The sequence below is a fragment of the Streptomyces sp. CB01580 genome, from assembly GCF_001905795.1.
GTDB lineage: Bacteria > Actinomycetota > Actinomycetes > Streptomycetales > Streptomycetaceae > Streptomyces.
Genome location: NZ_LIXJ01000030.1, coordinates 65964 through 90151, shown reverse-complemented (window position 1 = coordinate 90151; position 24188 = coordinate 65964). Strand labels below are relative to the sequence as shown.

The window sequence follows — 24188 nt, the reverse complement described above, 5'->3', positions numbered from 1 at the left end:
CGTGGTCGACCCATGGACGCTGGCGGAGACCGGTGAGCGAATCCGGCTGTAGGCGGCCGCTCATGGTGTCTGCCTGGCTCCTGGTGGGGGTCGGCTAACGGCTCTATGTGACCGACCCTTCCACCGACCAGGTGTCCGTCGTGGAGCCGTGCCCCGCCGCCGGGTTCAGCTCGGACGTCTCAAAAGGCGCAGCCGGGCGCTCGTTGCCGGGGATCCAGCGTTGTGCCACTCTGACGGCCCCATTTCAGTGGCCTCATTCCGTCTCAAAGCTTCCAATGGTGCTATGGCAAAGGGAGAACCTGACTCCGATAATGACGTGGCTGGAGAAGGAAAGTCATCCTGGGCGCAGCGCATCACCGCGCACGTAGCCCATCTCCAGGCACTGCTTAACAGGAGGGAAAGGGTATCTGATCTCTCGTCCGGCGACCGGAAGATCGCAGAGAAGATAAAAACCCATCTGGCGGTGGCGCGAAATGCGGCCGGAGGTTGGAGCAGTCCCGTTTCAATGGTGACCGGCTCTCGCATCGACCGGGCATACTCCAATGTGCACAAGGCTGAAGTGAAGCTTCTCAAGCTGGTGCCTGAGGATGAAGGCGAGCTGAAATGGGCTGGGACCGTTGTCCTCGCTCAGGCCAGGCAGCACCTCGGGCCGAACGATCCCAGGCTGGTGGCGTTGGAAGACCGTTTGAAGAACAACGGTCAGGAAATGGGGCCGGATCTGAAAGAGCTGGCCGTCGTCACCCTGCTTGCCGCACACGAAGCGGAGGAAGTGGAGAGAGCCCAGGCCCGGAGCTTCCGTAATGTCTTGCTGGCTGCTGTCATAGCCACCAGCATCGTAGCCGCGCTGTTCATCGTCTGGAATTTCAAGGGTAACTCGACGATTTCTGCTTTCCTTTGCTTCAGTCCCCCCGCCGGGCAGGTTTGCCCAACGGGTAGGGACGCAAGCAGAATCGATGCCTTGCTTGTGGAGGGGTTTGGTGCCGGCGCGGCAGCCTTGGCGAGCTCACTCGCGATCAGAAAGATTCAAGGCACGAACACTCCGTATTCGATACCCGCCATGCTCATCCTCCTGAGGCTCCCCGTCGGGGCGCTGTCGGCCCTGTTCGGGATAGTGCTTATCAATGGTCGAGTCGTTCCTGGTCTCTCGAATTTGGATTCCACCGCCCAGATTGCCGCCTGGGCGGTAATTTTTGGAATCGCGCAGGAATCTGTTACGCGAATGGTTGACACTCAAGGAAACAAGGTCTTGGGAAAAATGCGCGGCCCGGAACGGGGTTTCGAGAGTGACGAGAATTCGTAGTGGCGACATCTTTTGGTCTGTGTTCACGTCAAGAAGACTACGATCAGGTGTAATCGAAGATCGCCGGTGGTGCATCCCATGGCGCCGGCCGGCGTGCGCCGATGCCCGTCGCGGCGCCCCGTGCCGCTCCGCGCCTTCTCGCCCCGGGGGGCATGGCCGACTGGTGTACGGGCGCCGATCAGGCAGGCCGGCGGAGCGGTCGTCCTGTCTGTCGACCGGCTTCCCGAGGTACTCGATTGGTCTTCCCGGTTGAGCTCGGGCACTGCTCGTGGCGGCTGCGTGCGCGCCCTGGTTTGTCCTCGGATGCCGTCCGTTTTCCGGACGTGATCGGTTGGTCCGGGCTGGGTGGGCGCCGCACCATGCCGTCGGGGCGTGCTGCGCGGGTGGCTGCGTCCGGTTCGACGGCATCCGTGCTGTCGGATCTGTTAGGGGGCGGGGAGAAGCGGGGCCGGCGTGCTCAACCAGTTCGCCTGGCCCCGGCCCTTCGCGCCGTCCGTGGCGCAGCCGGCGTGTTTGGGTCACGTGCAACGCCGCTGGCGGGCGTGGTCGACGATGCCTCCGCGCGCGGTGCTCCAGGAAGTGATCGACACGGTCGGCAGCGGCAGGCCTCTTGATCTGTTCTGCTTGGACCGACGACCTTCTGTTCGTCGGCTGCTCGGGTTGGCGTACCTCCGAGCCCGGGCGGACGATGAAGACAGGGGCACTCGGCACCGTGGGCCGGACACGGACCGCGGTCGGCACGTGGAGGTCGGACATGGCCCGATCCGGTTCCCTTGCATCGTCCCCGATTGCCGACTCGCTCAAGCCCGGCGGGATCGAGTCGGAGAACCATCCCTGGAAGATTCGGCTGGTCGAGCACCCCGAGCGCTTCGAGTCGTCGTTCTTCCGCGCCGCGAAGAAGACGGTGCACAAGATTCTCGACGAGATGAGTGACACGGATCTGCCGTACGGGTCCCGGCCCGCCGGCTCCGAGCACTGGGAGATGCATCACGGAGGCAGCCTCTGGGTCAGGGGAGCGGGTGGCTGGCGGATGTACCGGGCGCGGGTGGGCATCGAGTGGAGCATGCAGTTCTGCGCTGAGCCGGTGAAGGTCGACCGGCTCAGGCAGGAGGCGGCCGAACTCATCGATGCTTTCCCGCTGACATTGCCGGCGCTCGCCGGGCTGGGATACGAGGAGGCCGACGCACTGCTGCGCGCCCCGATCAAGGACGCGGACGGTGTGGAGGCGTGGACCGACTCGTTGTTCAACGCGTGCGTGCCCATGAGTCACGGCAACCACCAGGGGATTCTGCCCAAGGTGCCTGGTGAGCACCACTATCCCTGGCCCGTCAAGGGGGCGGACTTCGTCCGGTACGACGACTTCCAGCTGTGGGTGACGCTGCCCGACGGTACCCATGGCGCCGTTTGTCCGGTGGACCGGCGGGGTTCCGGGGACGGACACGTCCGCCTGGTGCATGTCCCTGAGGGCAGCAGGGCGGCGGAGGCGGTGGCGGAGGCGCAGGAGCAGGGGCTGATGGCGGTGCTGCCGCCGAACAGTTCCGCCGCGCTCCAGGCGTTCGCCGGGCAGATCGGCCGTGGGCGACGCACCGCGGCGGGCCATTTGGCTGCGGGCCGGGCGCGTGGGAACGGCCGAGGATCCCGCTGAGGGCTGTCTTGTGCTCGCTGACGGGCGCTCGACGAGATCCTGTGGCACTTCGCCGCGTTGTCGGAGCGCCCATATACGTCCAGTATGCGGGCACCTCTCCGTCTTGCGATGCACTACATCTGACGCCGCGCGCTGATACGCCACGGATGACGGGGCAGCCCTTGGGTCCGTGGGACGAGGAGTCGATATGCCACGCAGGATCGTCATCTGCCTCGACGGGACGGGCGATCAGGTCGGTGCCGGCCATCCCACCAACGTGGTGCGGCTGTTCGAAATGCTGGAGGCGGACGACCCGTCGCGCCAGCTCCTGTATTACGACCCCGGTGTCGGCACCATGTCGTCGGCCGCCGCCCGCGGTCCGGTCGACCGCTGGCTGTCTCGTGTGTGCGGTCTCGCTTTCGGTACGGGGCTGAGGACCAACCTGGCAGAGGCGTACACGTGCTTGATGCGGAACTGGGAGCCCGGCGATCTTGTGTATGTCTTCGGATTCAGCCGCGGCGCTTATACCGCCCGTGCGCTGGTCGGGATGCTCAACAAGCCCGGACTCATGCGTGCTGGCTCGGAGAATCTCGTCCCTTACGCGGTGGCCAAGTATGCCTTCAACCAGGACATCGACAAGAGCGAGCGGGAGGTGGCCCGGTTCTCGCACGCCTTCTGTCGGCGCACCGACCGCGAGCCGCTGTGGGCGGCGGTCAAACGCAACGATCCGCGGCAGGTCTCCCATTACGCGCTGCCGGTCGCCTATCTCGGTGTCTGGGACACGGTGAAGGCGGCGGGTATCCTCCGCCTGGGCAATCTGCAGTGGCCCTACACCCATCAACTCCCCAATGCCGCTCGTATCCGGCACGCTGTTTCCCTCGACGAGAAGCGTCGCCCCTTCCGCGAGTTCCTGGTCAAAAGCCGGCCGGAGCCGCTGCACGACACGGCGCAGGAGGTGTGGTTCGCCGGTGTCCACTCCGATGTCGGCGGCACTTTCGCCCATGAGAAGGGCGATGCCCTGCTCTCGACGATCACGCTCAAGTGGATCACTGATGAAGTGTGCCAGGATCTGGTCTTCCGCCCCGGCGCATATGCCGAGGCATGTGCGGTGACCGAGGAGTTCGCCGACGCGGCCATCCATCACAATGGCCCGTTCTGGATCCTGGTCGGTCGGCGCTCGCGCCGCGTGCCCGAGCAGGCCGTGCTGCACGCAAGCGTCCGGCTCCGCCTGGAGCGAGACCCCAAGTACCGTAAGCGCCGTACGGACCTGCCCGATCCGGCCGAGCCACGGCGCTGGGTGGACCCGGATTGGACCAAGCCCGCCCGGCAGCAGGACGGCTGAGGACGCCGGACGTCACCAACTGGGAGTCACGTCGGACCCGAAACGACCACCGGCCGGGCGTTTTTCGAAGTGCAGGTGGGGTCCGGTGGTGTTGCCGGTCGAGCCGACTTCAGCGACCCGTTGCCCGGCCCGGACGGAACCACGGGTGACGTCCCGATGGGAGAGGTGGCAGTACCAGTAGTCGAATGCGCCTGATCTCAGCACCAGGTAGTTGCCGAAGCTGCCGTCCTGTCCGACGCGAACAAAACCGCTGCGGACGGCGACGCAGGACGTTCCCTCCGGGGCGGCGTAGTCCGCGCCCGTGTGGTAGCCCAGACTCCAGTGGGGTCCCCGCTTGTGGTAGGCGGTTGTCACTGTGTGTCCTGGTACGGGAGAGGAGACGTGCCCTCCCGTACCACTCGTCGCCGGGACGTGGAGCCGGTCCCAGGACTCCTGGCCGGGTATGCCGTCGGCGTCATCCCCCAAGAGGTGGATCTTGCGCTGCCAGGCGGCGTAGGACTGGCGGTCGGTGTCGGTCCACTCGGGGCCTGGGCCCGTCGTGTACTTCCCGCACCCTTCCGCGACGAGGCGTTTCCCCATGGCAGTGATGATCGGACTGCGTCGGCCTATGTGGAAGAAGGCAGCTCCGGGGAAAGGCTCTTGCGCAGGCATGGCTCTCTCTCCTCCTCAACAGAGCTCAATAGGGCTCAATAGGGGTGGGGCGGGAGGTGCGGATTTGCCTGCTGGACCCGTGAGATGTCTCCGTATCTCCGCCAGATATAGTTGATGGCAGCTGCGACGTTGGCAACCGGGTCATAGATCCGGTTCGTCGTACCTGCCTGGTGATTTTCGGCGAAGGTGCCAGGAATCACTTGCGCATACCCGCGGGAGCAGTTGAGTCTTGCTCCGTCCACCTGCCGCGGCCCTGTGGCGTTCATGTCTTTCTGATTCACCGCGTTGGCGTCGAAGCCCGACTCCCGCTGTATGAGGGTGAGCAGATTCGCGTCATTACCGACCCCGGTGACCCATTCCGTCGGGGCGTCTGTTCGCTCGCACGCCTCCAACGCAAACATGCGGGCGGTGCCTCTGTCCTTACTGATTCCGGAATTCTTTGTGCACAGGACGGAACTCTTGGCGATAGACCCGGCATGCCGGCAATCCACGCTGAACCCAGCTGTGGCACCGAGTTTCCTCAGGGAGGTGCAGCCGGGAAATCCGTCCGCATCCGAGCCATGGAGGCCGATCGACCGCTGCCATGCGGCATAGGCGGATTTCGTCTGCGGGCCGAACAGGCCTGTGGCTTCTGAAGGTATATTGAAACCGGCTTCGATCAGTGCGCTCTGCAAGGCCTTTACGTCGTTGTTGGTCTTGCCGAACCGCACGTTCGAAAGTGAGACCATGGTGCTCCTCCTCGGCTTGGAGGCCGGTCCCGGTCATGCTTCGCGCAGCCCCGGTCATGCAGCCGGTCAGGCTTCGCACAGCGCCGGTCGTGCAGCCGGTCTGGCTTCGCACAGCGTCCACGTACGGGGGCTCTGCGCGAGATTTTCCTTCTCCGCGATGCTGTTGCGCTCCGATTCCAGCGTGCGCCGACTGGGCCTGTCCCGCAAACGGGTCAACGCACCGAGTGCGCCGCGGGGCCCTGGTGGAGACTGCCGTCAGATGTTGGGGACGCGCAGTCTGTCCCGGCTCGCGTTGCCAGGGATGCTGTTGGCGGCGCAGCCGGAGCGGCCCGGCTTCTTCTGCCGGGCGGTGCAGGACCTTGCGTCACCCGCCCACACACACGGCGATGCTGCAACCGGTACTGGTCGCAGCCCTCGGCCACGAGCCGACGGTGCGTCGCGGCGGTGATCGGCGGTCTCTGTCCGGCTCGGAAGAGGGACGGACCGGGACGCGGCTCGGACTCCGGGCGGTCAGCGGGTCCTGCGCCCGGGTTCGCCCATCTGTTCCTGCACGAACGCGGGCCAGGATCCGGGGTCGACGTGGTTGTTCTCCGGGACATGGGCGTGCGCGTACCAGCCGCCCCGGGAACTCCAGACGTGCGGTGAGCGGTCCGAGACGAAGGCGGTCGGACGGCCCATGGGCCAGGTGTCCGGCACCCCCCAGGAGCGCACCCATGCGTTGAGTTCGCTCCATCCCTTGCAGGGGGTGTCGGTCAGTCGGGTGCACACTCGGCCGTCGGCACGGCAGTGCGGGAAGAAGAGGGCTTCGATCTGGAGAACGACTTCGCCGGCGCGGTTGGTGCGCGTACCACCGGGCGCATCTTGGAGCGCTTTGCTGCGGGAGGTGGCCGGGAAGAACTGGGCGAACGTGCCGGTGAAGGGATCCCACAGGATATGCGGCGCCATTCCCTTTCCGCCGTGGGTGAAGAAGTTTTGGAGGCGGGCGAAGGGCACGAGATCCTGTGGGGCTGCCGTGGTGGCGTTCCTGTCCGCGGTGATGTGTGCGATTGCCTTCGGTGGAAACCCCGGGTCACACGGCGCGTGATCGCCGAGGTCCGCCTTGATGGCCTGCGGCATCCATATCTCGGGCATGTCAGCAGAATGCCCGATCCGGCCTGGTCGCGCGACCGGAGAATGTCTCACGCGGTGGAGCCTTCTCCGGAATCCCAACATCGAGCTGTGCCAACGCGCCCCGGCATTGGCCTCGGTGTCGGCTCCGAGGTCAATGCCGCCCTCTCGGTGAGACCTGGCTGCAGCGACGGGCTGCGGCCCAAGCTGCTGAATGTTGAGTTGCGGGCCTCTGATGACAGGCGGAAACTGATGCCATAGCACGTGCGCGTATGGATCGCCCGTTGAAATCGGAAGCGTCTTCTCCTCCAGGGGAGAGAACTCCATGCCCGGCATAGTAATTTGGCCGACTTCGACATGAAGACGTCCTTGCGCCGCGGCGCGAGGCGGACGTGCGTTCTCTTCAGGCAGTGGATCACGTCGTTCCCCTTGACTGTATTCGTGTCCAGCACCACGGTGGCAGCGCCTTGTCCGTTGCCGGCGTCGACGGCTCGTAGCGGCGTCCGACGCCGGCAGCACAGTTTTCACCGGACCTTCTCGAGGTGCGTACACAGGCGCGAGCGTCAGGCGGATGAAGTGCGCTGCCGCCATCCGCACCGATCGGAGCACATCCCATGACCGACGACATCCGAGGCTCCTCGCTCAGGTCCGTGGCCACGACGCCGTGTGCGATCGTGCCACCGCATCTGCTCAACCGGCTGGCCCGCACCGAGGACCCGGCCGTGCACGATCCTGCCCGCCGCACCCTTGCGCTCGACGCGGCACAACGCGTCCAACGCAGGCTGACGACCGAGATCAACCCGACCGCCGCCCCGCCGGCGCACGGCCCCGACCACTCCGAGCGCACCATCTGCGATGTCGAGCACCGGCAGGAGTTGCCCGGCAGACGCATACGCGCAGAGGGCGAGGCCGACGTACCGGACGCCTCGGTCAATCACGCCTACGACGGTCTTGGAGCCACCTTCGACTTCTATCTGCAGACCCTGTCCCGCTTCTCCATCGACGGGGCCGGCCTCCCACTGGATGCCAGCGTTCACTACCGCCGGGACTACGACAATGCCTTCTGGGACGGCGAGCAGATGGTCTTCGGCGACGGGGACGGGCACATCTTCGGCGACTTCACCCAGTCCCCCGACGTCATCGGCCACGAGCTCACCCACGGCGTCACCCAGTACACCGCCAACCTGGCATACGTGGGCCAGTCCGGAGCCCTGAACGAGCATGTGTCCGACGTATTCGGGTCCCTGGTCGAGCAGTACGCCAAGGACGAATCGGCCGAGGAAGCAAACTGGCTGATCGGAGAGGAACTGCTGCGCCCCGGAGTACAGGGCGTCGCGCTGCGCTCGATGAAGGCGCCCGGCACCGCGTACAACGACGACGAGCTCGGCAAGGATCCACAGCCCGCCCACATGAACGGCTATGTGCACACCTTCGCCGACAACGGCGGCGTGCACATCAACTCGGGCATCCCCAACCACGCTTTCTACCTCGCCGCGACTCAGCTCGGCGGCCACGCTTGGGATCGCGCCGGCCGTATCTGGTACGACGTGCTCACCGGTGGCACGCTCGCCAGCGACGCCGACTTCACGTCCTTCGCACGACTGACGGCGGGCGCCGCCGATGCCTACGGGCCACAGGCGCACGATGCGGTACTCCAGGCGTGGGATGCGGTCGGCGTACCCGCGGGCTGAGTCAGCCGGTGTGCCAGGAGAACTGAGCGCCTGCACGGATCGGCACAAGGCTTTGGCACCTGCGGCTGGGCACTCGTTCCCGCCGACGAGGACCGGCGCGAGTTCCTCGTTCGCCGCAGCATCGACGACGGCGAACCTCCTGTCCGAGGCCGAAGGGGACTCGTGCGTGTAGGCCGTCCGGCGGCATCCGGATGGTGATCCGAATGATCACCAGGGACGATGGTGCTCGAGTCCCCGCAGCGCACCAGGTCTCCTGGTCCGCTGCGGGCACCGGACGCTGCGCGACGCCGCCGCCTCGAGTCCCGGCGCAGCACCAGGTCTCCTGGCCCGCTGCGGGGACCGGAGGCTGCGCGACGCCGCCGCGCGATACATGCGGCAGGAAGCCCGGCAGTCGCTCGCCGGACGGCGCTGCGCCCGTGCAGTGCCGCAGTGACGGTCGAAGGAGAACCCCGTGGGTCCAGTGGGCGTAGGCCGGTGCCTGCCGGCGAGACTCTTCGCGGTCGGCTTGGGTGTGGGTTCCGGTCGCGGTCACCGTCAGCGCCTGGTGGACGGTCTGCGGCGTCCGGAGATGATCACGTGAAAACTCCCCCCGGGGCCGGCGCCGGCTCGCACCTGCGGGCGCCACTGATCACAACGGGCACCAGGCGGTCACCGGCTGCCGTGGTATTGGTCCTGCTGGTCCTGCTCCCGACGGCGCTGCTGCTGGGTTGGTGGGGCATCGAAGACCTCAGCGGGGCCCTGACCTACTCGGGGCGCATCACCGGTGCCATCCTCATTCTCATCTCGGCCCTCTCGTTGCTGGGCGCTGCCGCGGTCGTGGACCACTGGTGCCGGAGCAGCTTCCCCTATTCCGGGATGGTCGCGCTGATCGCCACGGTCGCGGCTTTGTTGGCCAACGCCATGATCCTGCTCGAGACATTCAGGGACGGCGATTCCACGCTTTACCGGGTGCTGTACAGCCTGCTCACGGCTGGTTCCGCGTGGGCTGTCTTCACGGTGTGGCGGACATCGGTCGTAATCCCTGCTCCGAAGCGGGTTGCCGCGGCGCTGGTCGTCTCCTCGGGTCTCGCGATGGCCAATTTCGGCTACGAGCACCTCTACCAGCCGTCCCAGCACGGTGCCAGGCCCCTCGTCAGTATCGCCGTGGGAAAGCCTGTGCTGAGTAAGGACCGTACAGAATTCGCCGTACCGGTCGATATCAGGATCGAGAACCACAGCGATGTGGGCTTTTTCGTTCTCGGTACCGAATTCCATGCCATGGGTGAGCGGGTGTCGCTCAGTCAGACCGACCGGCTCCGCGAGCAGTGGCGTGCAGACGCCAAGACGTTCCGTGATTTCCAGATACAGCACCCGCTCTCCCGAAGGGAGGTCTACCAGCCCGGACAGCTGGTGTTGGCGCAGCCATGGGTGCCTGCCGGAAACTGGATCGAGGCGAACGACGCGTTCGTCACCCAGACGGTTGTGCAACTGCCCATGGATACGCCGTATGACCAGTTGGCGCTCTATGCTTCTGCGCATTTGGCGCGCAAGGACCGGCTCAGTCTGGAGCAGATCCAGGTGACGGGGTATTCCTGGGGTGGCGGCAAGGTGCCCCAGTGGGTCAAGGAGAACAAGAACCTCGACTCCGTCGTCTCCCGCGGCCGGGTGTACGAGAACAATGCCATTGACCAGCATACGATGGACCCCCGCTACGTCACTGTCTATTGGCAGTTCGGCACGCATGGTGCGGGCCTGACGGAATCCATCACGCGAAACGGTGAGGAAGACCGCATCCTGTCCGGGGCAGAAATCCGCAAGATGTTGAACCGGTACGGCCTGGTCACCGCCGAAACGGGTCCCATCGAACGGACGCTCTGGGACATCAAGAACCAGCGATGACCGGCATGATTGCACGGCGCGCGGGAGTGCTCGTCCAACCGCTAAGGGCTGTCCCGTAATCCCTGGTGGCTCAGTGCGCGGCGTCAGGTGCGGTGCATCGCAAGGCGGAGGGACGTTCGCATACTGGACGTATTCTGATATTCCGACAACGCGGCGAGGTGCCGTAGGTGTCGTCGCGCGCCCGCCGGGGATTACGGGACAGCCCTTAGTGCTGGCCCAATCGCTCCAGCCACACCACGAGAGCGAGAGAACTGTTCACGCGGTCCCAGGAATAGGAGTCCCCTATGCCGAACCGCGCCTCCCTCACTGCCCGGCACAGCATCTCGACATCGAACATCTCCGCGACCAGCGGATGCCTCGCGGAGCGGCAGAGGTCGATGAGCTCGTCGCCGTGTGTCCGCAGGCCGCGGGCGTAGAGCTGGTTGAAGGGGACCTTGACGACCCGGCCGCCGATCCGGGGCGGGAGCAGATCCGCCATCGCCTCGCGCAGCACCGCCTTCGGACGGCCCGGATCGAACGCGGCCTCGGCAGGGAGGCGGCGCATCACCGCGATGACCTCCGGGTCGAGGAAGGGGTGCGAGAGGAAGAACCCGTCCTGCCGTGCGCGGTGCCAGGACAGCGGGTCGGGAGCGGCAATGTAATTCGCGGCCTCGTAGAGGGACTGCTCGGGCTCACGCCCGAACACGAAACGGCTCTCGGCGATGCCGGCCTCGCAAAAGCCGTGAGCCCACGCGAACCCGGAACGCAGCCATCGGGGGCGGACGAAGCTGCCGAGGCCACCGAGCACCGTTCCGCGGCGACGGACAAACGCTGTCACCCGTTCCGCGGCCAGCGGAAAAGCCGGCCGCACCACGTAGGCGAAGACGACGTCCCACAAGCCCCGCTCGCTGCCCACGGCCCAGTCACGTGCCTGCCTCGTCATCAGCCGGAGCTGTCCCGTGCGGGCCAGCCTGTGCAGGTGAAGCGGGTTGGCGTCCGCAATCGGCTCGGCCCCACAGCCGGTCAGGAGGGTATCGCAGCCCAGATCCGCCGCAGCGGCATGAAGCCTGCTCCAGAACGGGGCGCGGAAGGCGTGCGCATGAGGCTCGTCCGGGTCTCCCGCGTGGTGCTGGAAGTCGTCGAAGTCGGCCACGTCGTCGACATCGACGATCACCGGGCGGGCTGCGGGCGCGTACCGGCGGATCTCTGCCATCGCCTCGTCCATATAAGGCTGTTCGGCGGCGAGTTCTCCCCTTGCGAAGCGCCCGGCGAGCAGGACGAGGTCCCGGGGACGGCCCTGTCCCGCGGCCTGCAGACGTGCCGCCAGCAGCGCGACGCTGGTGGAGTCGGTGCCGCCGGAAACATGGCATGCCGTCGCCCTGCCCAAACGGCGCCCGACAGCGTGCTCCAATGCGAGACGCAGGTCCTTCGCGGCCCCGCCGAGGCCGGGTCCGTCCGCTGTCCGTACCGACGGACCGTGGACCTGACGGACATGTCGCAGCACCCGGCCACGCATCTGCCCCGTGACCGAGAGTTCCACCACCTCGCCGCCGAGTATTCGGTGCACCCCGGCGAAGGGGGTGAGTTCCGAGTGGGGTTGCGCCATGTTCCCGGTCAGGTACCGGCAGAAGTAGCGCCGTTCCAGCTCTGCTCCCCCGCCCAGCCGGCGCGCCGAGGTACTCACCGCGGTGACACGGCCACCGGATTCCCTGAAGAACAAGGGAATGCGTGCATGCCCGTCCCGCATCAGCAGGATGCGGTCGCGGCACACCAGGACGGCCGCATAGTCGCCGGCCGGCAGACACGGTGCCGCTTGCGGCCGGCCCCAGTCCTCAAGGATGCCTCGCGCCCCCGCCACACGCTCACCAACGGAGCCGGCCCAGCCGACGACCACCGCAGTCCCGGCCCGTGAAGAAACCGTCGTCACGAGCCCCTGCCGCGCCATGTCCCCCGCTGTCCAGAGGTTCGGGACACCCCCGACCCACTCGAGGCGGAGTGCCTCCACCTCACTGCCCTCCGCCGCCGACCGAGAGAACCGGCACGAACCTGTGCCCGCGCGGATCGGCATCAGGAATGCACAGGCCTGCCGAAGACGTCCAGGCGTGCAGAGCGAACGGGTGCTCGCGTACACCGACATGAAGTACGGCCTTCAAACCACGCCGCCGCAGCAGGACGAAAGCCGTCACGGCCTCGGCCTTGCAGTCGTCGTTGACCAACCAGCTCCTGCGACCGTGTGACTGCACTGCCCGTTTCAGCCGTTCGACGTCCTCCGTGACCGCAGGGTCCGCACGGGCGTATTCCGGGGCCGCCAACGACAGGAGCCGAAGCGCGCGCCCGAACCCCATGGCCCGAATCAGCAGGTACGCACCACGCAGCCAGAGCCCGACCGCGATGTCCGACTGCTGCCTCCCACGGGACGTCGCACACCCGGCACGGATGAGACCGGTAACGATTTCAGCGCGCTCCTCAGAAACACCATCGGCGAACTTCCCGACGTCCGCCGACGGCACTCCAAGAAAACGTGTACGCCGCCAGTCCGCGATCAGCGCTCCGTCGGACATCCTGGTGACACGGCAATACGGTGACAGGATCCGCGTCATCGCCACCAGGGCATCGGTATCCTCTGCCACCGCACATCCTCCAAGGTCGGCCTGACGCCGTTCCCGCAGCAGACTCGGCCTGACGCGGGGACGATGTCAGGACTGGTACCCATGACCGTCATAAAAACCACCGCTGAAACCCCGGATCAGACGGCCGTTACCAAGGAGAACAAGCCCACACGGCACACGCCGGCGCAGCAATCGGAGAAACATCGCCTACCTCCAGAAACAGGCAGTACCGATCAACTCCAAGCTACCCTCCCCCGATTACCCCGCAACCCGAGAAGACACCCGCACCACGAGGTCGCCACCATCGGCCGCCTGCGTGCGCTCACCGCGTCCGGCGACTTCGCCTACTTCACCGACATCGCCCACTTCATGGCCCGCCTGCCCCTGCCCACCCGTCCCCCCTGGCTTGACGGCCCGGANTCTGCCACCGCACATCCTCCAAGGTCGGCCTGACGCCGTTCCCGCAGCAGACTCGGCCTGACGCGGGGACGATGTCAGGACTGGTACCCATGACCGTCATAAAAACCACCGCTGAAACCCCGGATCAGACGGCCGTTACCAAGGAGAACAAGCCCACACGGCACACGCCGGCGCAGCAATCGGAGAAACATCGCCTACCTCCAGAAACAGGCAGTACCGATCAACTCCAAGCTACCCTCCCCCGATTACCCCGCAACCCGAGAAGACACCCGCACCACGAGGTCGCCACCATCGGCCGCCTGCGTGCGCTCACCGCGTCCGGCGACTTCGCCTACTTCACCGACATCGCCCACTTCATGGCCCGCCTGCCCCTGCCCACCCGTCCCCCCTGGCTTGACGGCCCGGATACCGTCTGCGCCCGCCGGCAGCAGCTCGTCCAGGACCGGCGCGTCCTGTTGGAAGCTGCTGAGTAGGGCGTCGCAAGGAACTCGGCTGCTGCCCTCGCGGTTTGGTTCTCGGCGGCGGCTTCGGTCGTCGCGGCCTGACGGCGGCGCGGATGCGGGCCGTCTCGATCGGGGCAGTCGGTCCAACGAGAAGGCATCAGCGGATTTCCGGGTCCGGAACCGGAGGCGGGGAGTTGACGAGGCGTAGCTCGTGGTGGACGACGTCGATGATGTCGCGGGCGGTGAGCCAGCCGAGGGCGATGGCGATGGGGGTGGGCCCCATGATGAAGAGGCGTGTCTCGATGTTGCCGGAACTGCAGGTTTCCGCCCAGGAAGCTCTGGCGGTGCGCCAGACCTCGTGGATGTATTTGGTGACCGCTTCGAAGGTGCTCTGATCCGGCGGCAGGCGGTCGATCCTGGCCTCGATGGTGAAGTGAGTGCCGCAGGGGGTGCCGGGCGCCTCAGGGTCATCCGAGTCGAAGACGTAACCGGTGTGGCGGCTGGTCGTGGGCCAGCGGACGGATCCGGTCCGGGCGAATGCGCGGGCTGTGCTGGTCATTCCTTCTGCCGGGCTGAGACGCACGATCAGAGCGAGGTGGTGCTGGTGCTCGACAGGACACGCCTGAAAGGGGGGAGGGTTGGAGGGGTCGGGGACAGGATGGAGAACGGTTTCGGCATGTGCTCGCTCGTCCGCAGCGAGCGGTGCGCGGAGCTGTGGGGAGAGAACGACGCCAGGGACGGCGACACTGCCGTTCAGATACATGATCGTGAGGTCGTGGTGCTCGTAGGAGAGCCGGCGGCCGAGCAGGAATCCGTCGCGGAGGGGCACGAGGGGGTAGAGGGACACAGCACTCGAGGGGTCGTGCCCGGGAGCGAGGTTGGGGCCTCGTTGCTCGATCACACGGGCATCGATGAAGGTGGCGGTGAGGTCGAGGAGCTCCGGGAGCGGCAGAGTGCGGCCGGCGGGCCGCAACTGACGGCGGTCCAGGAGGAGGGTGCTGTCGTGTTGTGCGCGAGAGCAGTTCTTCATCAACTCCAGACGGCTCTCCTGTAGGTGGGGAAACAACTGGACGACGACACCCGCGCCTCGTTTCTGGAGCATGGTCCATCCCAGAAGGACCCCGAGGATGGCCGCGACGAAGGCGGCCAGGAAGGTCCAGACCGAGTCCTTGAGTTTCTCGATCATGTTCGGGACGACGCCCAGGGCCACGGCGGAACTGGTGGCGATGAGGAGTGTTCCCGTTCCCTCACGGCTGAGGAGATACCGGCCCAGCCTTCGGAGTGGGTGGGTACGCACAGGAGGACCTCGCTTCAGTGTGTTGTCGCGCGGACGAAGGTGGCAGGGCTGGGGCCGAGCACCTGAGCGGTTCGCACCGCAGGGCGTGGGCCGCGGACGTGAGCGGCCCGACCTGCTTGCTCTCGGGTCCCCAGGGCAATTTGAGGCGCGTCCACTCCGTCACCCGTGACAGCCTGCCACCCTGCCCCACGCCGCCCATAGACGTCCAGGAAGCTGAACGCCGTGGCGGTGATGCCTGCCGGGATACGCCTCGATGCCCTGGTCCATGCCTCTTTGGTCGGACACGACCGGCTGCGGATCACTCTGTCCGGCCGCTCTTTCATCGGTGTGCTGATCGCAATGAAAGGCATCCGGCCCAAGACTGCGGAGTACGGGAAGGACGACGGCACCCTGGGTTCTGTCCGGCGCCGCGTACGAGAGGTTGGCGCACGACCACCACCAGCCGCAACGGCACCGAGCCCCTGACCGTGATCTGCGACGACGGCACCGCTGATGTTCCCCATCGCCGGTAGCCTGACCGTGTCGACCGTCAGCACCCCCGTGACTCCCCTGGGGTAGGCGCGCCTCACGCGGCAGGTCCGGCTGCGCCGGATCGTCAGAACCTGGAAGACCTGGCGAACGAAGTTCAGCGGAACGCGGGCGTGGCACAGGTCCGGCATCGATTTGACGAGCACCACCTGCGGCGCCTTCCACTCGGCTGCTCCCCTCACGCGGTTCTCCCCGCGGCGCCGCCCGCGGGACCGGGACCGCCGTCCCGGCCTCCCTCGCCGCACGCTCCGCACGGGCCCGGCGCAGCGCGGCTGCCTCGATTCCCGCGGCCTGGCGGCGGCGCTGTGCGCGGGCCTTTGGGAGCGGACGCCCCCGGCCGCCGACTTGATGGCGGCTGAGACGACCCGGTTCTGCTCCGGCCGGACCTTCGTCTCACGGCGGCTGACGCTGCGTTGGTGGTCCAAGGAACGACGCCCCGTTTCCTGCGGGGAAATGCAGGTGCAAGGCCTGCCCGGCGCTCACTCACGAAGCCCTTCCCTGCACCGGGGGAAGGGCTTCGTCATGTTCCCCGCGCGCCCTGGAAGACCTCGACAGGGTCCTCGCCCGCGAAGCCCCTACGACAGCGATCACGAGACACCGTGAGCGGTCAGGGAGTGTCACCGGAGTGGTAAAAAGACGGCAGCTCGCACCCGGGCCCGGCGGTCGAGGTCTACGGGGCCCCGGGTCGTACAGTGACCGGCCCTCCGGGGAACTGTCCGAGTTCGGTGGGCAGGGCTGCGCCGTCGACTTCGTCGGTCCGCCCAGTCCGTGATGTCCAGCAGCAGTCCGTCCAGCGGCCCGCCGACCAGTTCAGCGTAGGTCCGGTGCGGGAGCGGGCCGGGGTTGGGGGCGTCGTGGTCGCGGGTGTACGGCGGGGTGCGGGGGCGTGCACGCGCATTCGCGCAGGGCGGACGGTCGAGGTCCTGGTGCGTGAGACGGCGCGAGGGCCTGGAGCAGCGCGACGGCCGTCATCCTGGCGACGGGGTGCCCGGCTGCCCGGCGCATCGTGATGGTCAACGACGGTGTGACCACGGCGACGCGTTGCGGCCGGCCCGGCGTCTCAGTTGGACAGTGTGTTGTGGAGTGCGTCGAGACCGTCGCGGTAGATGCCGGTGAAGAGGTCGACGACTTCGTCGTCGGTGGCGTTGTCGGGGTTGAAGCGGCCGGACCACTGGACCTCGGCGATGTCGTCGCGGCCGGGAACGGTGTGGACCCGGATGGTGGAGACGTAGCCGTTGACGGGGAAGGGGGCCTGGAGGATGGCGTAGCTGTAGTGGCGCTCGGCGTCGTTGAAGTCCACGAGGCGCTCGATGATGACCTCGCCGTTCGGGTTCTTCAGCCGACGGACCCGACCGCCTTCGAGCGGGGTGCTCTCGGGGATGTAGGGGAGCCAGTCGGGCAGGGCGTCGAAGCCGCCGATGAGGCTCCAGACCTTGTCCGGGGAGGCGGGCACGATGCGGCTGACGGAGGTGGAAGCCATGATCTTTCTCCTGGATCCTGGTGCTGTGGTGGGGTTTTCGGGGTGTGTGGTCAGGCGCCGTTGGGCAGCGGGGCGGCCGGGCTGACCAGGCCGGCGGTGCGCAGCTCGTGCCAGAACGCGGCCGGGACGGTCTCATTCAGGGCGGCGATGTCCTCCGCGATGCGGCTGGGGCGGGTGGCGCCGGGGACGACGGCGGTGGCCACCGGGTGGGCGAGGGAGAACTGGAGGGCGGCGGCCTTGATGCTGATGCCGTGCTTCTCGGTGAGTGTCTTGAGCTTGCCGACGCGTTCGGTGATGTGCGGCGGGGCCTGCTGGTACTCGAAGTGGGTTCCTCCGGCGAGGATGCCGGAGCTGTAGGGTCCGCCGACGACCATGTTGACGTTCTGTTCCTGGGCCATGGGTAGGAGGCGCTGCAGGGCGTGTGTGTGGTCGAGGAGGGTGTAGCGGCCGGCGAGGAGGAATCCGTCGGGGCGGGGTTCGTCGAGGGCAAGGGTCAGCTCGATGGGCTCGGTGCGGTTGGCGCCCAGGCCCCAGGCCTTGATGACGCCCTCGTCGCGCAGTCGGGACAGCACGCGGAAGGCTCCGGTGCGGGCCTCTTCGAACTTCTGCAGCCACAGGTCGCCGTGGAAGTCCTGGGCGATGTCGTGGACCCAGACGATGTCGAGCCGGTCGACACCGAGGCGCCCGAGGCTTCCCTCGATGGAGCGTTCGGTGGCCTCGGCGGTCCACTCGTGGAGCATCTTGTTGGGGTTGCCGTGTTCGAACAGGCCACCCTTTTCGCCGAGTTCGCGGGCTCCCTCCTCCGGCTCGTCGAGGATGACACGGCCGACCTTGGTCGACAGGACGTAGGAGTCGCGGGGCTTGGCCGAGAGCACCTCGCCGAGCCGCTCCTCCGCCAGGCCGGCCCCGTAGAAGGGGGCGGTGTCGTAGTAGCGGATGCCCTGGTCCCAGGCGGCCTCGACCGTGGCACGGGCCTCCTCGCCGGGGATCGCGCGGAACATGTTGCCGAGAGGAGCCGTGCCGAAGCCGAGCCGGCCGGGAAGAATTTCATCGAGGGACATGATGATGCCTTTTCGATCGATGCCTCGGCCCTGGGAACGCGTGGGCGTGCCCGATATGAGCGGAGGCGGGTGGGGGGTGCGAGCGACCGGACCGACTGGGAGCCGGGGCACGGAGGTGCGGTACGGAACCCGTGGGGGACGGCCCGGACGCCATCGATCAGATGCATGTGCGCCTTACATGCATACACAATAGTTGCTCACGCGGGCTAATGCAAGCCCTGCGCGGAGCGAGTGACCGCCCGCCTTCCACGGCCGACGGGGCGTCGTGCGGCTACAGCACGGCTGTGCGCGCCTCGGCGCCCACAGGGTGAGCCGTGAATTCGGTGAGGCTCGGGCGCCGAAGGGACGTCCGCCCTCCCGGGCGGCCCGAGGGCCGTTCCGGGCAACATCTCGGCCGCCCGGAACGGCGGGGCGGCGGAGATCAGTTGAACTGGTCCGGGTGGGGGCCGGTGCGCAGGTCGCGGTCGGTGGCGGCGATCGCGGCCATGTCCTCGTCGGTGAGCTCGAAGTCGAACACCTCGAGGTTCTGGCGGATCCGGGCCGGGGTGACCGACTTGGGGATGACGATGTTTCCGAGCTGGAGGTGCCAGCGCAGCACCACCTGGGCGGGCGACTTGCCGGTACGGCCGGCGACGGCGGTGACGGGGGGGTCGTTCAGGACCGCGCCCTGGGCGAGCGGGCTCCAGGCCTCGGTGGCGATGCCGTGCTGGGCGTGGAAAGCGCGCAGCTCGGTCTGCTGCAGGCCAGGGTGCAGCTCGATCTGGTTGACCGCCGGGACGAGCGTGCTGTTCTCCAGCAGGCGGGTGAGGTGGGCGGGCTGGAAGTTGGAGACGCCGGCGGCCCGGATCCGGCCGTCCCCGGCGAGGTGCTCGATGGCACGCCAGGAGTCCAGGTAGAGGTCGCGGGCAGGGGTGGGCCAGTGGATCAGGTAGAGGTCGAGGTGGTCCAGGCCGAGCTTGGCGAGGCTGGCGTCGAAGGCACGCAGGGTGGCGTCGTAGCCCTGGTCGGCGTTCCACAGCTTCGTGGTGACGAACAGCTCCTCGCGGGCGATCCCGGAGTTGGCGAGGGCGCGGCCGACACCGCTCTCGTTGCCGTAGATCGCGGCGGTGTCGATACTGCGGTAGCCGGCCTCCAGGGCCTGGGCGACGGCGGCGGTGGTCTGGTCGTCGGGGACCTGGAAGACTCCGAAGCCGAGCTGAGGGATCTCGACGCCGTTGTTCAGCTTCACGGTGGGGACTGTGGTCATGGTTCCTGCCTCTTTCAGTCGGTGCGGTCGGTGAGGGTGTAGCGGACGGTCTGGGCGCTGATCAGGCCGTCCCGGAAGACGAAGGTGTCGACGCCGTCGGCGACCTGGTGGGCGCGGGTGGACGCGCTCCACCGGAGGAACAGCACCTCGCCCGCGAACTGCGGGGTGAGCTGCCAGTCGGCGTCCGGAAGATCGGCCAGCAGGCGGCCGATGACCTGCCTGACCCCGGGCCGCCCCTGGAACGCCCCGGCGGGGGTGATCAGGACGGCGTCCTCGGTGTAGTTTCCGGCGATCAGGTCGAGGTTTCCAGTGCCGAGCCGCTTCCCGTGGTCGGCGAAGACCTCCTGCGGGGTGCGAGTCACCGGGTGAGTTCCTCGACGGCCGTGATGGCGAAGGAGTGGTCCTGCTCGGGGGCGCCGCCGCCGACGCCGATGGCGCCGATGAGGCGGCCGTCGCGGTGGACAGGGACGCCCCCGGCGATGAACAGCAGCGGCTTGTCGAGCGCGGTGGGCAACGAGTGGAACGGCCCGTCGGGCTTGACGAGGTCGACCAGGTCGGCGGTCGGCGCGTCGAGCTGCAGGGCGGTGTACGCCTTGCGGGTGCTGGTCTCACCGGAGATCAGGACCGCCCGGTCGTCCCGGCGGAAGGCCAGCAGATGCCCGCCCGCGTCCAGGACGGTGACGCTGGCCGGGACCCCGGCCTCCTCGGCGGCGGCCCGGGCAGCCGCGATCAAAGTCTCGGCGTCGGCGGTGGTGAGCGGGGGGACGGCGGTGGTGCTCATGACGGTGCTTCTCCTGAGTGAGGGGGGAGGTGAAGGAGAGAGGAAACGGGGGGTCACTGGTGGACGGGGACGGAGGCGGCTGCAGGGACACCGGCCGCGGTCTCCCGCGCGGGGGCACGGCGTTCCAGGGCTGCCGACCAGAAGGCGAGGGCAAGAGCGGCGGCAGCGAGGATGGCGCCGACCCAGTTCGGGGCGGTGTATCCGAGGCCGGAGGCGATGACCATGCCGCCGAGCCAGGCCGCGAGCGCGTTACCGAGGTTGAACGCCCCGATGTTCACGGCCGAGGCCAGGGTGGGGGCGCCGTGCGCCTGGTCGAGGACCCGCTTCTGCAACGGCGGTACGGTGGCGAAGCCGAGCGCACCCACCAGCAGGATGGTGACGGCGGCAGCGATCTTGTTGTGCGCTGTCAGGGTGAACAGGGCCAGCACGACGGCCAAGCCGCCGAGGGTGCCGTAGAGCATCGGCATCAGCTTGCGGTCGGCGAACCTGCCGCCCAGCAGGTTGCCGAGGAACATGCCGACGCCGAACAGCACCAGCAGCCAGGTGACCGCACCGTCCGAGTAGCCCGTCACACGAGTCATCATCGGTGCGATGTAGGTGATCGCGGCGAAGACACCCCCGAAACCCAGGACGGTCATCGCCATGGCGAGCAGCACCTGCGGGTTGCGGAACGCCGTCAGCTCCCGGCGCAGGTGGGTATCCTCGGGCCGGGACATGTTGGGCACCAGCCTGGCGATGCCCAACAGGCCGACCACACCGAGCGCGGCGACGATCCCGAAGGTGATCCGCCAGCCCACGGCCTGGCCGATGAAGGTGCCGGCCGGTACGCCGACGATGTTGGCGACGGTGAGCCCGGTGAACATGGCGGCGATGGCGCCGGCCTTCTTCTCCGGGGCGACCAGGTCGGCGGCGACCACCGAGCCGATGCCGAAGAACGCGCCATGGGCCAGGGAGGTCACGATACGGCCGGTGAGCATCAGCGGGAAGCTCGGCGCGAACGCGGAGAGCAGGTTGCCTGCCACGAACAGGCCCATCAGCAGCATGAGCATCCTCTTGCGGCTGACCCTGGTGCCGAGCACGGTCATCAGCGGGGCGCCGATGACGACACCGAGCGCGTAGCCGGTGACCAGCAGGCCCGCGGTGGGGATGGAAACGCCGTAGTCTCCGGCGATCTCGGGCAGCAGGCCCATGATCACGAACTCGGTGGTCCCTATCCCGAAGGCCCCGATGGCCAGAGCGAGGAGCGCTAGAGGCATGAGGCAACCCTCCATACAATTGCAAATGCATCTTACGAGCCTCGACAATAATTGCATGCGCTCTATAAATGCAAGTGCTGGCATCCGGCGCAAACCAATTCATGGCGGCCTCGGCTCCCACGCGCCGGGGCTTCGGCAGCAAGCAGTCCCCCGGCATCCCTCCCGAGGGCCGGCAGCGCGACCTCGAGCCACTTCCGGCGCTCTCGGCCCCGACCCGCGGCACATCCACGAGCCCGGACGCCGCGGACATCGCTCCGAGAACACGGGGCGGGAGCCGGTCGGGGAAGACACCCGGCCGGCGGCCTGCGGGGACGTGAGGCACGGCTCCGGTCAGCGCCATGGCGGCACCACTCGACATCACATCGCCGGAGCGATCCGGCCGGCCTGCGCCGCCACGGAAGCGGGTCGTTCCGCGCTGGCGTTGGATCCTCGGATCCACCGACCGCCTCGGCAGGGCACCGGACGCGTTCAGCTCCGTCGGGCACCCGGCAGCCCGGGGCGACCTGCCGATCGCAGGCCGCGTCGGGTCCCCGGACGAGGACGCGCCCGAGCGGGCACCGACAGCCGGGGCGGTGAGCCACTCCGTTCGTCCGCTCACCGACCGGCTCCTGGAACTGGATGAGGTCGATGCGGAGGTTGTTGTCCAAGTTGATCGTGGCGTAGCGCAGTCTCGCGGGGGGCAACCCCTGCGACGCCGAACGGCACGCTGTGCCTGGTCCCGGCCGCGACGGGCTCCCGCCCGGTCAGGGCCCGGTCGAACGCGACGCCGATTCTCCGGACCGCAACGGATCGCGCATCTCGCCCACGCCCCGGCTCCGCAGCGACAGAAACAATTGTATGGGCCTCATACAGGCTCTAGCCGGTATTTATGGGTCAGGACTACCCTGGACTCCGTCACCTCGAAAGGAGACCCGGACTCCATGACCGCCACGGACCCCGCACTGACGGCCCTCGCCAACGGATGGGCCGCCCTCTACCTCCTGTACGGCCGGATCGAGGCACACATCGAACGCGCCCTGCAGTCCGAGCACGGTCTGAGCGTGCGGGAGTACTCGCTGCTCGACGTGCTCAGCCGCCAGCACGACGGCGAGGGCGGCCACCTGCAGATGAAGCAGGTCGCCGACGCGGTCGTCCTCAGCCAGAGCGCCACCACGCGCCTGGTCACCCGCCTGGAGGACCGCGGCCTGCTCTCGCGCTACCTGTGTCCCACCGACCGCCGCGGCATCTACACCAACGTCACCCGGGAGGGGCTGAACCTCCTCGACGAAGCCCGGCCGACCAACGACGCCGCCCTCCGCGAGGCGCTCGACGCAGCCGCCAAGAATCCCGAACTCGCCCCCCTCGTCACGGCAGTCGAGGCGGTGAACTCCCCGCTACCGCTCCTGCAGCCTTGAGCTGTGGGAACTCGCCGAACACGCCGCCGCATCCTGGGAGGCTTGGCGAGCGAGTACGAACCGAGCCAGGAAGTCGATGCAAGCGGCCGGACTGAGGGTTCCCTCCGACGACCCGTACTCCTCGCGCGCGGAGGTGATGGCCGCCGTGGACGCATCTGTTCGAAGCCTTGCTGGGAGGACCAGCGCTGGACGCTGGCGCGCGTCAAGACGGTGATCGGCCTGCGTTTCCACCTCACGTACACAATCCAGGGCCTGCGCAAGCTCCTGGTCCGTAGCGGCTGGTCCTGCCAGGTCCCGGCCCGGCGCGCGATGGAGCGGGACGACGAGGCGGCGGCCGGGTGGGGCAAGGAGGTGTGGCCGTGCGCGGAAGGCTCGCGGCGGCCCGTGGAGCCTGGCTCGTCTTCGAGGACCAAGCCGGATTCTCCATGACGCCGCCGCAGGCGGAGGGCTTCGGTCTGGCGGTCGGCAGCCTCGCGGATGAGGGGTGCGAGGACGGCTTCGCGGGTGCCGCCGCTGGTGCGGTGGGCGGCCAGGGCGGCGAGGCAGCCGGGGTGCCGGGGCTACTCGGGCTGCACGGCTCGGGCTGGTGTTCGCCCCGCAGCCGGGGTAGCGGACTGCGGGGCGGGGGCGTCGACAGTCCCGGGGGCGAGGATTGTCAGCTCCCAGAGCCGGCGTGCTGTTCGCCGTCGGTGGCCGGGACGGCGAGATGTATGTCAACGGCCGGGCACTCACCCAGCAGTGGGCCGACAGCCTACGGACCGAGGTGCCGGACCCGGCCTCGAATGTCACCCGGCTTCAGGCCATGCGCACGAAATGGCTGGACTCACCGCCTGAGGACCGCACGCTGGCGCTGGCCGGCAGCTGCATAGACCCGAACTGCCACACTCCGCATCGAGCCCACCCGACGCGAACGCAGCGCCCAGGACCCGTACGCCGACCTGGCGATGCACCGCACCGGACGCCGCGAGCTTCCCGGCAGACCTTTCCGGCCACAGCACTGGTGCCGCTCCGGGCGACGTTTACCCCGTCCCGCCGCCCGGCACTCCCCCAGCTCTCGGCTGCGTTCAAGCAGGGGAGACCCCGTCCGAGAGCTTCCGGCCGCCTTGCGGTCGCACGCACCGGACGACGCTCCTTACGGGCAATCCTTGCCGGTCACGGCACTGGCGGGGCTTGGCTGCATCAGCCCGATCGCCTTCGAGCAGCGATCAATTACGCAAGCCACTGCCGCATAGCGAACGGCGTCCACGCTTCAGGGGAAGCCCCCCGGGTGTCGTCGACATGCTCTGTGATCCAGATCATGGTCCGCAGGTGCATCGTGGGCCGCGTGCCAGTGCCTTCTACAGAGTGTAGGCAACCGGCGAGAACAGGACAGT

17 protein-coding genes and 3 pseudogenes are annotated in these 24188 nt (G+C 67.8%); 7 read left to right on the top strand and 13 right to left on the bottom strand.

The window, feature by feature from the left end; translation table 11 throughout:
- The first annotated feature begins 283 nt into the window (after positions 1 to 283).
- The 3 genes from AMK22_RS30910 (at position 284) to AMK22_RS30895 (ending at position 4266) form a co-directional block, all read left to right on the top strand.
- Entirely contained in the window at positions 284 to 1300 is a 1017-nt protein-coding gene (locus tag AMK22_RS30910) for a hypothetical protein (protein ID WP_143203613.1), read from the top strand.
- A 754-nt stretch (positions 1301 to 2054) separates the two neighbouring features.
- Complete coding sequence (locus AMK22_RS30900) at positions 2055 to 2945, top strand: DUF6424 family protein (RefSeq protein WP_073790489.1); 891 nt, start codon at positions 2055 to 2057, stop codon at positions 2943 to 2945.
- A gap of 187 nt (positions 2946 to 3132) precedes the next feature.
- Entirely contained in the window at positions 3133 to 4266 is a 1134-nt protein-coding gene (locus AMK22_RS30895) for a DUF2235 domain-containing protein (RefSeq protein ID WP_073790437.1), read from the top strand.
- 12 nt (positions 4267 to 4278) lie between these two features.
- On the opposite strand, the pseudogene AMK22_RS41320 reads toward AMK22_RS30895, so the two are convergent.
- The 4 genes and pseudogenes from AMK22_RS41320 to AMK22_RS30875 all read right to left on the bottom strand — a co-directional run.
- A pseudogene (locus AMK22_RS41320) lies at positions 4279 to 4563 on the bottom strand (M23 family metallopeptidase); the annotation flags it as partial.
- Positions 4564 to 4671: 108 nt separating this feature from the next.
- Positions 4672 to 4914 (bottom strand): annotated as a pseudogene (locus AMK22_RS41315) (peptidoglycan-binding protein); the annotation flags it as partial.
- Positions 4915 to 4952: 38 nt separating this feature from the next.
- Positions 4953 to 5645, bottom strand: coding sequence for a transglycosylase SLT domain-containing protein (locus AMK22_RS40245; protein WP_073790435.1), 693 nt, complete (start codon positions 5643 to 5645; stop codon positions 4953 to 4955).
- A gap of 510 nt (positions 5646 to 6155) precedes the next feature.
- Positions 6156 to 7079, bottom strand: a complete 924-nt coding sequence (locus AMK22_RS30875; protein ID WP_143203612.1) for a hypothetical protein — start codon at positions 7077 to 7079, stop codon at positions 6156 to 6158.
- A 287-nt stretch (positions 7080 to 7366) separates the two neighbouring features.
- Between AMK22_RS30875 and AMK22_RS30870 the strand changes: the two genes are divergently transcribed.
- Both AMK22_RS30870 and AMK22_RS30865 read left to right on the top strand, forming a co-directional pair.
- Positions 7367 to 8443: a M4 family metallopeptidase gene (locus AMK22_RS30870; RefSeq protein ID WP_073790431.1), complete on the top strand. Its 1077-nt coding sequence runs from the start codon at positions 7367 to 7369 to the stop codon at positions 8441 to 8443.
- 576 nt (positions 8444 to 9019) lie between these two features.
- Positions 9020 to 10321 (top strand): hypothetical protein, encoded by a 1302-nt coding sequence (locus AMK22_RS30865; protein WP_079186490.1) that lies wholly within the window; start codon positions 9020 to 9022, stop codon positions 10319 to 10321.
- 205 nt (positions 10322 to 10526) lie between these two features.
- Here AMK22_RS30865 and AMK22_RS30860 read toward each other — a convergent pair whose 3' ends face one another.
- The 9 genes from AMK22_RS30860 to AMK22_RS30815 form a co-directional block, all read right to left on the bottom strand.
- On the bottom strand, positions 10527 to 12305 hold the full coding sequence (locus AMK22_RS30860) for an asparagine synthase-related protein (protein WP_073790430.1): 1779 nt from the start codon (positions 12303 to 12305) through the stop codon (positions 10527 to 10529).
- A 1-nt stretch (position 12306) separates the two neighbouring features.
- The gene (locus tag AMK22_RS38745) at positions 12307 to 12930 is read right to left on the bottom strand and encodes a lasso peptide biosynthesis B2 protein (RefSeq protein WP_242434209.1); all 624 of its coding nucleotides are present in this window, start codon (positions 12928 to 12930) and stop codon (positions 12307 to 12309) included.
- 999 nt (positions 12931 to 13929) lie between these two features.
- On the bottom strand, positions 13930 to 15069 hold the full coding sequence (locus tag AMK22_RS30850; protein WP_143203611.1) for a hypothetical protein: 1140 nt from the start codon (positions 15067 to 15069) through the stop codon (positions 13930 to 13932).
- A gap of 1588 nt (positions 15070 to 16657) precedes the next feature.
- Complete coding sequence (locus tag AMK22_RS30840; RefSeq protein WP_073790426.1) at positions 16658 to 17077, bottom strand: SRPBCC family protein; 420 nt, start codon at positions 17075 to 17077, stop codon at positions 16658 to 16660.
- Between the two features lie 50 nt (positions 17078 to 17127).
- Positions 17128 to 18138 (bottom strand): aldo/keto reductase, encoded by a 1011-nt coding sequence (locus AMK22_RS30835; protein WP_073790424.1) that lies wholly within the window; start codon positions 18136 to 18138, stop codon positions 17128 to 17130.
- A 421-nt stretch (positions 18139 to 18559) separates the two neighbouring features.
- Entirely contained in the window at positions 18560 to 19384 is an 825-nt protein-coding gene (locus AMK22_RS30830; RefSeq protein ID WP_073790422.1) for an aldo/keto reductase, read from the bottom strand.
- A gap of 14 nt (positions 19385 to 19398) precedes the next feature.
- A complete protein-coding gene (locus tag AMK22_RS30825; RefSeq protein ID WP_073790420.1) occupies positions 19399 to 19746 on the bottom strand; it encodes a nuclear transport factor 2 family protein in 348 nt (115 codons plus the stop codon).
- Positions 19743 to 20165, bottom strand: coding sequence for a GlcG/HbpS family heme-binding protein (locus AMK22_RS30820; RefSeq protein ID WP_073790418.1), 423 nt, complete (start codon positions 20163 to 20165; stop codon positions 19743 to 19745). Before AMK22_RS30820 ends, AMK22_RS30825 begins: the two co-directional genes overlap by 4 nt.
- A gap of 53 nt (positions 20166 to 20218) precedes the next feature.
- On the bottom strand, positions 20219 to 21421 hold the full coding sequence (locus AMK22_RS30815; RefSeq protein ID WP_073790416.1) for an MFS transporter: 1203 nt from the start codon (positions 21419 to 21421) through the stop codon (positions 20219 to 20221).
- A 920-nt stretch (positions 21422 to 22341) separates the two neighbouring features.
- On the opposite strand from AMK22_RS30815, the gene AMK22_RS30810 reads away from it, so the two are divergent.
- Together AMK22_RS30810 and AMK22_RS39690 are read left to right on the top strand one after the other, a co-directional pair.
- Positions 22342 to 22815 (top strand): MarR family winged helix-turn-helix transcriptional regulator, encoded by a 474-nt coding sequence (locus AMK22_RS30810; RefSeq protein WP_073790414.1) that lies wholly within the window; start codon positions 22342 to 22344, stop codon positions 22813 to 22815.
- 171 nt (positions 22816 to 22986) lie between these two features.
- A pseudogene (locus tag AMK22_RS39690) lies at positions 22987 to 23258 on the top strand (helix-turn-helix domain-containing protein); the annotation flags it as partial.
- Positions 23259 to 24188 lie beyond the last annotated feature (930 nt).

Coding starts and splice junctions, on each gene's coding strand:
- AMK22_RS30895 (WP_073790437.1), top strand. CDS start 3,133: ATGCCACGCAGGATCGTCATCTGCCTCGACGGGACGGGCGATCAGGTC.
- AMK22_RS40245 (WP_073790435.1), bottom strand. CDS start 5,645: ATGGTCTCACTTTCGAACGTGCGGTTCGGCAAGACCAACAACGACGTA.
- AMK22_RS30910 (WP_143203613.1), top strand. CDS start 284: ATGGCAAAGGGAGAACCTGACTCCGATAATGACGTGGCTGGAGAAGGA.
- AMK22_RS30835 (WP_073790424.1), bottom strand. CDS start 18,138: ATGTCCCTCGATGAAATTCTTCCCGGCCGGCTCGGCTTCGGCACGGCT.
- AMK22_RS30820 (WP_073790418.1), bottom strand. CDS start 20,165: ATGAGCACCACCGCCGTCCCCCCGCTCACCACCGCCGACGCCGAGACT.
- AMK22_RS30870 (WP_073790431.1), top strand. CDS start 7,367: ATGACCGACGACATCCGAGGCTCCTCGCTCAGGTCCGTGGCCACGACG.
- AMK22_RS30840 (WP_073790426.1), bottom strand. CDS start 17,077: ATGGCTTCCACCTCCGTCAGCCGCATCGTGCCCGCCTCCCCGGACAAG.
- AMK22_RS30830 (WP_073790422.1), bottom strand. CDS start 19,384: ATGACCACAGTCCCCACCGTGAAGCTGAACAACGGCGTCGAGATCCCT.
- AMK22_RS30815 (WP_073790416.1), bottom strand. CDS start 21,421: ATGCCTCTAGCGCTCCTCGCTCTGGCCATCGGGGCCTTCGGGATAGGG.
- AMK22_RS30875 (WP_143203612.1), bottom strand. CDS start 7,079: ATGGAGTTCTCTCCCCTGGAGGAGAAGACGCTTCCGATTTCAACGGGC.
- AMK22_RS30900 (WP_073790489.1), top strand. CDS start 2,055: ATGGCCCGATCCGGTTCCCTTGCATCGTCCCCGATTGCCGACTCGCTC.
- AMK22_RS30810 (WP_073790414.1), top strand. CDS start 22,342: ATGACCGCCACGGACCCCGCACTGACGGCCCTCGCCAACGGATGGGCC.